4 protein-coding genes and 1 pseudogene are annotated in these 7,805 nt (G+C 34.1%); 4 read left to right on the plus strand and 1 reads right to left on the minus strand.

Annotated elements, in window-relative coordinates; all coding sequences use genetic code 11:
- Window positions 1-561: 561 nt before the first annotated feature.
- Genes pth through K6343_00125 form a run of 4 tightly spaced genes read left to right on the plus strand, consistent with a single transcriptional unit; the run spans window position 562 to window position 6,505 of the window.
- Window positions 562-1,131: an aminoacyl-tRNA hydrolase gene (pth, locus tag K6343_00110; GenBank protein ID MEF3244378.1), complete on the plus strand. Its 570-nt coding sequence runs from the start codon at window positions 562-564 to the stop codon at window positions 1,129-1,131.
- A complete protein-coding gene (gene mfd / locus K6343_00115; GenBank protein MEF3244379.1) occupies window positions 1,128-4,427 on the plus strand; it encodes a transcription-repair coupling factor in 3,300 nt (1,099 codons plus the stop codon). Before pth ends, mfd begins: the two co-directional genes overlap by 4 nt.
- Window positions 4,411-5,454, plus strand: coding sequence for a MazG family protein (locus tag K6343_00120; GenBank protein ID MEF3244380.1), 1,044 nt, complete (start codon window positions 4,411-4,413; stop codon window positions 5,452-5,454). The genes mfd and K6343_00120 overlap by 17 nt, the downstream gene beginning before the upstream one ends.
- Window positions 5,444-6,505, plus strand: coding sequence for a flippase-like domain-containing protein (locus K6343_00125; protein MEF3244381.1), 1,062 nt, complete (start codon window positions 5,444-5,446; stop codon window positions 6,503-6,505). The genes K6343_00120 and K6343_00125 overlap by 11 nt, the downstream gene beginning before the upstream one ends.
- Here the strand turns inward: K6343_00125 and K6343_00130 are convergent.
- Window positions 6,488-7,225: pseudogene (locus tag K6343_00130) on the minus strand (metallophosphatase family protein). The gene K6343_00125 and the pseudogene K6343_00130 sit on opposite strands and share 18 nt — an antisense overlap.
- Window positions 7,226-7,805: the final 580 nt, after the last annotated feature.

The following is a 7,805-nucleotide window of genomic DNA, read 5'->3' on the forward strand; positions in this document are numbered from 1 at the left end:
ACACTCACTACGTTTGCTCCTCACAATGACACCTTGCAGACATCCTAAGCATTCTTTTTCTTTGTCATCCTGAATCCTCTTATCTTCTCATCTTATTTCTCATTTCCTGGTCATCCTGAGCGTAAACAAAGCATCTCATCCTTTTGGGAGAGTATCAAGGGGTTTTACCCTCGCGAATGTAAACGGCTGAGATTCTTCGTCGGCAAAAAGACGCTTCCTCAGAATGACACTTTGGGGTCATCCTGAGCACGTTCGCTTCGCTCAGTGTAAACTTAAGCGAAGGATCTTGTCTTTTTGGGGGAGTATCGAGGGGGGACTTTCCACCCCCTCGAATAAACGATGAGATTCTTCCTCGGCAAAAGGATGTCTCGTTAGAATGAAGGCAGGGGGGCTTGCGTCCTCAGAATAACGATAAAGGAGGTCATTCTTCGCTAAAGCTCGGAATGACTCTGCGGGGATTTGTCTCAGAATGACTGGGAAGGGTAAAATAACAATGTGTGTATAAAATGAACTAAAAACCACCTTTTTAAAAATGTGTTTTAAAGGTTATAATATTAAAGTATGCACCTTATTGTTGGCTTGGGAAATATAGGTAAAGAGTATGAGGACACACGCCATAATGTTGGCTTTATGGTGGTGGATAGGCTTTCAAAAGAATGGAAAATTAAAATCAATTTTGCAAAATACAATGCCTTGTTTGGGAGGGGTGTTGTAAACATTCACGATGTAGCATACGAAGTAATGTTAGCAAAACCCCTTACATATGTGAACCTTTCTGGTCGTGCAGTTAGACAACTCCAAGATGGTTTTATGGTGTTATCAGACCATATTATCGTTGTGCATGATGATATTGATTTACCCTTAGGATCGATGCGGATAAAAGTTGGCGGGTCTTCAGCAGGGCACAAAGGAGTTAAATCCATAAAAGAACTCATCCAAGAACCAATAATAAGAGTGCGTATTGGAATTGGAAGACCAGAGCACAAAGAAGAAGTAGTGGACTTTGTATTATCGCCTTTTACAAAAGATGAGAAAGTTGTCCTAAACGATGTTATTGATAAAAGTGTAAACGCAATTAGCCTAATCATCTCACATGGCGTAGAAGTTGCACAAAGAGAATACAACAGATGAGATTAGAACATTTAACCGATAAGGCATACGTCTATAAGCGGTTTATTGAAAAGGAAAATTATATAAAAATAAAAGGTGTTTTTACTGAACTTCTTGAAAGCATCGTAAATGAACTTGATAAAAAAGTGCTTATCATTGTTAACTCTCAAAGTGATGCAAATGCACTCTCAAAAGTATTTAAAGAGGCACTTACCGACACTGAGTTTGGTTTATTTCCTTACGAAGTAAATTATGTAAGTTCACTTCAACTCTTTAAGAAAAAGGAGTTTTTAAAAAGATTACCCTCTTCTAAAGTTGTTATTTCTACTATAAATGGTATTTTTGATTACTTGCCAAGTGAAGACCTTATCGAAGAATTGAGATTTAAAAAAGGCGAAAAGGTGCATTTAAATGATATTGTTAATAAATTGTCTTCTTTTGGCTTTGAAAGAGTGTATGAAATAGAGAATTATCCAAGTTTTTCGATTAAAGGGAGTATTATAGATGTTTTTTCTTTTGATTACAATAGGGCAGTTCGAATTCAACTTGATTTCGATACAATTGAAAAAATCACTTTTCTTAATGAGGCTCTTGTTAGTGAAGAAGAGGTAGAAGAAGTTAAGTTTACTTCCATGAAGTATCTTTCAAGCAGTGAAATTGAAGAAATTAGAAAAGAAGTAGAAAATAACCTTTTACCTAAAGACGAGCTTGTAAGAGAAACGGTAGAAAAAGACCTTAACGAACTTTCAAAGAGTGGTAATTTTGGTGTAAATTTTTATCCGCAATTTCTTGCAAACGGTAAATTTTTTGCCTATAGAACTCTCCTTGACTATGCATTAGACAGGGTTTTTATTTTGTTTGATCTAAAGATAGACTCATTTTTAAAAGAATTTGATGACTTCATCGATAAAGAAGGTAAACTTTACGGGGAATTTATCAATAAAACTTCTGTAAAAGATGTTTTTGACTCAATTGGACGTAGAAAGGTAATTGAGTTTGGACATTTTGAAACAAATGCAATTGATATTCCTATTAAAGAGATTGGTGAAGATTTTACTCTTTTGGGAAATTTAAAGCAGTTTGTTTTAACAGAATCAAAGAATAGGATAATCCTTTTTAAAACAGAATTTGTTGATAGGGTAAAAGAAATTCTTGATGCTTATGAAATTAGATATAAGCTTAATCTCAGTGGGGAACCTGGTGTTTATGTTGAGGAGGGTTTCTATAAAAGTGGAATTGAAACTCCAAAGATAGTTGTATTTACCGATAGGGAACTGTTTTTCCACATTGAGGTAAAGAAGCCCAAAAAGATTCTTGAGACAAAGGCAATTATTTCTCTTGAGGAACTTACTTTCGGTGACCTTGTCGTGCATAGGGATTTTGGCATAGGTATTTTTAGAGGGCTTGTAAAATTAGGTGATACTCCAAAAGAATTTCTTCTTCTTGAGTATAGAGATGGAGAAAAACTCTACGTGCCACTTGAGCGTATTGGTTTTGTAGAAAAATACATCGGCGACAAAAGGGTTATTTCTTTAAGCTCTCTCTCCTCAAATGAATGGGCAAAAGCAAAAGAAAAGGCAAGAGAAAACGCAAAAGAATTTGCAAAAAAACTTCTTCTTATCCAGGCAAAAAGGAGAATTTTTAAGCGAGATCCCTACAAGCCTTTTCCAAGAGAAGAAAAGATCATTGACCTATCGTTTCCTTATGAGTTAACAGATGATCAGATACGAGCAATTGAAGATGTTTATAGCGATTTAGAAATTGACGAACCAATGGATAGGCTAATAATAGGGGATGTTGGTTATGGAAAAACAGAGGTAGCAGTAAGAGCTGCCTTAAGGGTAGTTTTAAATAGGAAGAAGGTGATGGTGCTTTCACCTACCACAATACTTGCATTACAGCATGAGCGCACATTTAAAGAAAGACTAAGGTTGTTTCCAATTAGAATTGAGATGCTTTCTTCCCTTACAAATACAAAAAAAGAGAAAGAAATATTAAAAGACTTAAGTAATGGGAAAATTGATATCGTTATAGGGACTCACAGATTGTTGTCAAAAGATGTCGAAGCAAAAGACCTAGGGCTACTTATTATTGATGAGGAACAGAAATTTGGAGTTAAGCATAAAGAGAAAATAAAAGAATTAAAAGCAAATTTAGATGTGCTTACACTTTCTGCAACTCCAATACCCAGAACACTTTATACCTCGCTTATTAAACTAAGGCCAGTTTCTCTTATTTTAACTCCTCCAGAAGGGCGAATTCCTGTTAAAACATTTGTTTTTTCTTATGATGTAGAAATTATGAAACAGGCTGTCGAGTTTGAGCTTAAAAGAGGTGGGCAGGTTTTTGCAGTTTTTAATAATATTGAAAAAATTTACGGTTTTGCTGAATTTATAAAGAGTCTTACAAATGCAAGAGTTGCTGTTATACATGGTAAAATGAGAAAAGAAGTAATAGAAGATGTGATGGTTGATTTTTATGAAGGCAATGTAGATATCCTGGTTGCAACCACAATAGTTGAAAATGGCCTTGATATCCCTACTGTAAACACTCTTATTGTGATTAATGCCGAGAATTTTGGACTAACGCAGATGTATCAACTAAGAGGGAGAATTGGAAGATCTTCAACACAGGCATATGCGTATTTTTTCTATACGAATAAAAATTTGAGTGCAATTGCAGAGGAACGTCTTGAAGCAATAAGAGAATTTGAAGATATAGGCTCTGGCTTAAAGATTGCTATGAAAGACTTAGAGTTAAGAGGTGCAGGTAATATTCTTGGTAAAGAACAACACGGACATATTGTCTCGGTTGGTTATAACATGTATTTAAGCCTTCTTGACCAGGCAATTAAAGAACTTCAAGGGAATGTAGCGCCTCCTATAAAGGAAGTTTCTGTAAGGCTCAACGAAAGTTATTATATAAAAGATTCTTATGTTCCTTCAAATAGCGAAAGGATTCTTTACTACCGTAGAATTACTCAAGCAGAAACTCTTGCCGAAATAGATAACATTGAGTTTGAACTCATAGATAAGTTTGGGTATCCTCCTCATGAGGTCAAAAATTTATTAACCGTTGGGAAGATAATGGTTTTGGGAAGATTGGTATCCGCAAAGGAAATTTACCAAGAAGGAAATAGAGTGTTTATAGTGATTGAGCAATCTAATAAAGTTACTGTTGATAAACTTCTTGAGGTTTCAAAAATTATGAAAAATGTGCAGTTTGGATCCTATTACATTTCTTTTGAAGTTTCTTTCACTTTGCAAGATGTTTTAAAAATGCTAAACTTATTAAGTGAATATGAAAAAGTTGGATAATTTCATTTTTGACAATTCGATTGTTGAATCTCTCAAGGCATTTTTAGTGCTTAACGGGGAAAAGTTAATAAAAGAAAATGCCTTAATTTTTGCAGTGGATAAGGAACATATCTTAGATGTTCTTTTGCATCTTCTTTTTCTTTATAAAGTTAAACTCGATACCCAGATTATTGTTGATAGTGAAGAAGATTTTAATACCCTTATGGGAAAATTCTATATTTTTATTGGAAAGGCACTTCCTAAAGAGTTTTTGGAACATACAAAAAAAGAATTGGAAGAATTTAAACATATTGTTCCTTTTCTTAGTATTAATGAAGATGTCAAGCAATTCTATATGGTATTTTTGATGATAAAAACTCTAAGAAAACTCTGTCCATGGGATAGAGAGCAAACACACCAAACTCTTATACCAGAAATTGTTGAAGAACCGTTAGAGTTGCTTGAAGAAATAAAAAGAGGTAAAGTTGAAGGAATAAAAGAAGAACTTGGAGATGTGCTACTGCAAATACTTTTGCACTCAGAGATAGCAAGTGAATCTAACGAGTTTTCCTTTAAAGATGTTGCAATAACCCTTTTTGATAAAATGTATGAAAGACATCCCCATGTGTTTAGAGAAACAGTTGATAAATCTTCAAGACAAGTTTTGCACGATTGGGAGAAAAATAAGAATAAAAAAGAAACTATTAATATAGCTAAGATTCTTGCAAGTTTTATAACAACGCTTGATATCCAAGAGGAAGCCAAATTTATAGGGCTTGAATTTAGAAACAAAGAAGAAATCTTTCAAAAAATTGAAGAGGAAGTTGAAGAAGTTAAAAACGCAAAAGATAACATAAAAGAAGAAATTGGAGACCTTCTATTTTCAGTGATTAATCTTGCAAGGTTTTTAAAAATTGATCCTGCGCATGCTTTATTTCTCTCATATGAAAAATTTGCAAAAAGAGTTGAGCGCTTTAAACAGTTATCGCCTAAAGAAAAGGAAGACATAGATAAAGCTTGGGAAATTATTAAAAGAAATGAAAAATGAAATATTTGATAAAAAAGCCCTTTTAAGAGATTTGTTTTTGGCAATTATTGCATCTTTAGTTGGGATTATTTTTGTTTCACTCTTTACGCACAATTGGAACTTTATTGAATTATTTAAATCTTTTAAACCATCATATATTGTCATTGCCTTTCTTTTAATGTTAATAAATTGGCTTTTAGAATCTTATACGATTAAAATTATTGGAAGTGTTTTAGGATATAAAATTACCTTTAGAGAAGCCCTAAGAGTGTTTTTAATAGGTGGTTTCTTTTCAAGAATTACTCCTTTCGGTGGAGGTGGAGGAGAACCTGTTCAAATTATCATTCTTTCAACTGAGAAAAAGATCCCGCCTGGTGATTCAACTGCGATTATTTCAATAAAGATGTTTATTGGCACTTTTGTTAGGGTAAGTGTTTTCCTATTTGTGCCAATATGGATCCTAATTGCAAAGCACACATGGACTGTATCTTCTGTTGTAAATGTTATTATTACTATAGGCATAGTTATTACACTTACTTTATTTATTTTTCTTACTGTTTTTATTTTTAAGCCAGAACTTTCAGAAACTTTTACTAAAAATTTGTTTAAAACAAGGCTCCTAAAGAGGTTGTTCAAAGAACAAACAAGAGAGAAAACACTTTTATGGCTTGATAAAATCGTTAAAGACTTTTCAACTGCTAGAAATAAGCTACTTCTTTTGAGTGGGAAATTTATTTATATCATGTTTCTAGTGAGTTTTATTTCCTGGGGGATTATTCTCCTTACGCCAGTTATACTTATGAGAGGTCTTGGTATAACTTCCCCTTGGCCTGAGATTGTTATAACCGCGGTCATATTCTATATATCGGAAGCGTATATACCCACACCAGGTGGAAGTGGAACAGCAGAACTCGAAATGTTTGCACTATTTGCACGCTTGATTCCAAACCCTTTAATTGGGACATTTGTTATAGTATGGAGGTTTTTTAATCACTACTTTTTACTCATTATTGGTGGTCTTACTACATTCTTTAGTCAATTTATGATTAGAAAGTCAAAACCCAGAAAATAGTCTTTCACCCAAGAATGTTGGTAATTTTTTTTCAACGATCTTTTTGTATACTGTTTCAATATCGTAATTGAATCTATTGAGAGTAATAGAGTATTCGTTATCATCAAATATTAGAAATGCCCCTCTTGGATCTCCATCTCTTGGCTGTCCCACTGAGCCTACATTTATAAGATACTTTGAGCTTCTTTCAAGAAAAACTTTCTTTTTTTGTTTAAAGTCAATAACTTTAAGGTTGTTGTCTTTATCAAGTTCGCATACGCACGGGACATGCGTATGGCCATAAAAGCCTATAGGTGTTGTAAGGTATGAAAAATTTTCCATAACGAGAGCTTCAGTAAGTATGTATTCAAATGGGTCTTTTGGAATAAGCGATCCATGGAAGATTGTAAATTGCTCTTCAATAATTTTGTATGGAAGGCTTTTAAGGAATTGCTCAACTTCGTATGAGATGACTCTTTTTGTGTAAAGGATTGCTTCTCTTGCGTATGAATTAAAATTAAAAATGATGTTATCTCCACTTACACCTACATCGTGGTTGCCTTTTACACTAGTTATTTCTTTTTTAATGATTTCAAGTGCACAACTTTCAGGATCAGGACCGTAGCCAACAATATCTCCACAACTATAAATTTTTTCTACACCACTTTTTTCAATAGTTTTTAAAGCAGTCTGTAATGCTTCTAAGTTCGAATGTATATCTGAAATGAACGCAATTTTCATACTAAATTATAACTAAAGTAGAAAATTACAAAAGTTTTTTGTAAGAATCAACTATTTTAATTTTTAAAGGTATCTTATCAAGCAAATTCCTATTTATTGGACTGTGTAACAAAAAGGAAATTGTTATTTTGGGAAAATGTGTTCATCCCAGAGGAGGTTTAAGAAGCAAAAAGATTCTTTAACTCTGTTTTAAGGTCTCTCACAAAAGTGGTAAGTTAATCCGAAATGTTATGCCAACCCTGAAACAAGTTTAGGGTGAAATGATGTAGCTCATTCTGTGCAATATTCTCCTTGCGTAAGCAAGTGCGAAGCCGAAGAATCTCCTCTGTTGCCGTCATTCTGACGAGACATCTTTTACCGAGGAAGAATCTCCTCCGTTTGTTGTTTTAGGGGAGTCTTGATGGGGTATCCCCCTCAAATATGAGATTTTTCGCTGCAGAGTTTATACTGAGCGAAGCGAACGTGCTCCTTAGGATGACTGTGGGGTCGTCATTCGGAGCGTTAGCGAAGAATCTCATCCTTTTATGCCTTTTTTATTACTTTCGGGGGAGCCTTGAGAGAGTGCTGTTTACCCATCAAC

Source organism: Caldisericaceae bacterium, assembly GCA_036574215.1.
In the GTDB taxonomy this organism is placed as follows: Bacteria; Caldisericota; Caldisericia; order Caldisericales; family Caldisericaceae; genus Caldisericum.

Coding starts and splice junctions, on each gene's coding strand:
- pth (MEF3244378.1), top strand. CDS start 562: ATGCACCTTATTGTTGGCTTGGGAAATATAGGTAAAGAGTATGAGGAC.
- mfd (MEF3244379.1), top strand. CDS start 1,128: ATGAGATTAGAACATTTAACCGATAAGGCATACGTCTATAAGCGGTTT.
- K6343_00120 (MEF3244380.1), top strand. CDS start 4,411: ATGAAAAAGTTGGATAATTTCATTTTTGACAATTCGATTGTTGAATCT.
- K6343_00125 (MEF3244381.1), top strand. CDS start 5,444: ATGAAAAATGAAATATTTGATAAAAAAGCCCTTTTAAGAGATTTGTTT.